At 64.2% G+C, this 2828-nt stretch carries 3 protein-coding genes; all 3 read left to right on the top strand.

Annotation, left to right across the window (positions count from 1 at the left end):
- Positions 1–51 precede the first annotated feature (51 nt).
- The gene (gene cysT / locus AC07UR_RS33830; RefSeq protein ID WP_234941758.1) at positions 52–912 is read left to right on the top strand and encodes a sulfate ABC transporter permease subunit CysT; all 861 of its coding nucleotides are present in this window, start codon (positions 52–54) and stop codon (positions 910–912) included.
- Entirely contained in the window at positions 902–1774 is an 873-nt protein-coding gene (cysW, locus tag AC07UR_RS33825) for a sulfate ABC transporter permease subunit CysW (RefSeq protein ID WP_209789931.1), read from the top strand. The genes cysT and cysW overlap by 11 nt, the downstream gene beginning before the upstream one ends.
- Before the next feature lie 15 nt (positions 1775–1789).
- Positions 1790–2828 (top strand): sulfate/molybdate ABC transporter ATP-binding protein (locus tag AC07UR_RS33820; RefSeq protein ID WP_494700490.1); only part of this gene is annotated, 1039 nt, incomplete at its 3' end.

The following is a 2828-nucleotide window of genomic DNA, read 5'->3' as shown; positions in this document are numbered from 1 at the left end:
TAATGGGAGCGCCTGGGTTTTCCTGAGGCGCATGGAAGAGGTGAGCTGGATTTGAGAGAGCATGGCCACAAGAGCCGCTGGCGGTTTCGCCAACCGAGTGTGCTTCCCGGGTTCGGTCTGGCGCTCGGCGTCACGCTTTTCTGGCTGGTGCTGATCATTCTCATCCCGCTGTCGGGATTGATCTGGCGTTCGAGCAGCCTCGGCTGGTCGCAGTTCATGACGCTGGCGCTCGATACCCGGACGTTGAACGCGCTGAAGATCAGCTTCGGCACGGCCTTTGTCGCAGCCATCGTCAATCTGGTGTTCGGCGTCATCCTCGCCTGGGTGCTGGTGCGCTATCGTTTCCCCGGCAAAAGGGTGATCGACGCCATGGTCGATCTGCCGTTCGCGCTGCCGACGGCGGTCGCCGGCATTGCGCTGGCCACACTTTACGCTCCCAATGGCTGGATCGGCTCGCTCTTGGCCCCGCTCGGCATCAAGATCGCCTTTACCCCGGCCGGCATCGTCGTCGCCTTGATCTTCGTCGGCCTGCCCTTCGTTGTCCGCACCGTGCAGCCGATCATGGAAGAGATCGACAAGGAAGTGGAAGAGGCAGCCGCCACCCTTGGCGCCAGCCGCTTCCAGACCATCAGCCGGGTGCTGTTGCCGGGATTGCTGCCGGCAGGCCTCACCGGCTTTGCGCTCGCCTTTGCCCGCGGCGTCGGCGAATACGGCTCGGTGATCTTCATCGCCGGCAACCTGCCCTATGTCTCCGAGATCGCGCCGCTGCTGATCGTCATCCGGCTGGAGGAGTTCAACTATCCCGCCGCCACCGCCATTGCCGCGGTGATGCTGATCATCTCCTTTGCCATGCTGCTCGTCATCAACTCGATCCAGGCCTGGAGCCGGCGGAGATATGTCTATGTCGCCTGATCTCGCCGCCAACTCCCAGCACGTGCGCGCCGCCACCTCGGAAAGCCGCTTTGCGCGCCTCAGCCTGATCGTTGCAGCGCTCGCCTTCGTCGGCCTGTTCCTGCTTCTGCCGCTGGCGGCCGTCTTTACCGAGGCGCTGCGCAAGGGACCGGCCGAGTTCTTCGCCGCCCTTGGCGATGCCGAGACCTTTTCCGCCATCCGCCTGACGTTGATCGTCGCTGCCATCGCCGTGCCGCTCAACCTCGTCTTCGGGGTGGCCGCCGCCTGGGCGATCGCCAAGTTCGAGTTCAAGGGCAAGGCCTTTTTGACGACGCTGATCGACCTGCCGTTCTCGGTCTCGCCGGTTATCTCCGGCCTGGTCTTCGTGCTTCTGTTCGGCTCGCACAGCCTCGTCGGTCCCTGGCTGCAGAGCCATGGCATCCAGATCCTGTTTGCCGTGCCGGGGCTGGTGCTGGCGACCGTCTTCGTCACCTTCCCCTTCGTTGCCCGCGAACTGATCCCCTTGATGCAGGAACAGGGCACCAGCGACGAGGAGGCGGCCCTGTCTCTGGGCGCATCGGGCTGGCAGACCTTCTGGCATGTGACGCTGCCCAACATCAAATGGGGTCTGCTTTACGGCGTGCTTTTATGCAACGCCCGTGCCATGGGCGAGTTCGGCGCGGTGTCGGTGGTGTCGGGCCATATTCGCGGCCAGACCAACACCATGCCGTTGCAGGTGGAAATCCTCTATAATGAATATAACTTCGTCGCCGCCTTTGCGGTTGCGACGTTGCTGGCGCTGCTGGCGCTGGTCACCCTCGTCTTGAAAACGGCGCTCGAGCTTCGCTACAGCGCCGAGATCGCCGCCAGCCGCAGGCATTGAAAGGTCCGGATCGTCATGGAAGTCCGCGTTCAGAACATACGCAAGGAATTCGGCCGCTTTCCGGCGCTCGACAACGTCTCGCTCGACATCCGCTCGGGCGAGCTGATCGCGCTGCTCGGCCCCTCCGGCTCGGGCAAGACGACGCTGCTCAGGCTGGTGGCCGGTCTTGAAAGCCCGACCGACGGCACGATCTTCTTCGGCGACGACGATGCCTCGCAAAAGACCGTGCAGCAGCGCAACATCGGCTTCGTCTTCCAGCACTATGCCCTGTTCCGGCATATGACGGTGCTCGACAATGTCTCCTTCGGCCTCAAGGTGCGGCCATCCAATCGCCGGCCGCCGGCGGCCGAGATCCGCAGCCGAGCCCTCGACCTGCTCGATCTCGTCCAGCTCTCCGGCCTTGAGAAGCGCTATCCGGCGCAGCTGTCGGGCGGCCAGCGCCAGCGCGTGGCGCTCGCCCGCGCCATGGCGGTCGAACCCAACGTGCTGCTGCTCGACGAACCGTTCGGCGCGCTCGATGCGCAGGTCAGAAAAGAACTCCGGCGCTGGCTGCGCGAGATCCACGACCGCACAGGCCACACCACCATCTTCGTCACCCACGACCAGGAAGAGGCGCTGGAACTGGCCGACCGGGTCGTGGTGATGAGCAAGGGCGCCATCGAACAGGTCGGCACGCCCGACGAGATCTACGACCATCCGGTCTCGCCGTTCGTCTTCGGCTTCATCGGCCAGTCGAATGCCTTGTCCGTCACGCTTCAAAACGGCGAGATCTGGTTTGAGGACCGGCCGATCGGCCTCAGAGCCCCGACCGAGCCCGATGGTCCGGCCACGCTCTACTTCCGTCCGCATGACATCGAGCTGATCGATGGCTGCGGCGGCTGTCTGGCCGGGCTCGTCACCGCCAGCCGCCGTGTTGCCGGCACTCGCCATCTCGAACTCGACCTCGGCCGCAACCATCCGCATGCCGAAATCGAACTGCCGCCCGAACGCACAACAACACAGGACCGCGCAAGGGTCGCATTCCGGCCGACAAAGTGGAAACTGTTCAGGGACG

It is taken from the genome of Ensifer sp. GW821-FHT05G01 (assembly GCF_059419585.1).
Note: the sequence above shows the minus strand (reverse complement) of the source record. Positions and strands in the feature narration are given on the sequence as shown.

Bases quoted from the DNA above. Each gene is read 5' to 3' on its own strand.
- cysW (WP_209789931.1), top strand. From the start codon at position 902: ATGTCGCCTGATCTCGCCGCCAACTCCCAGCACGTGCGCGCCGCCACC.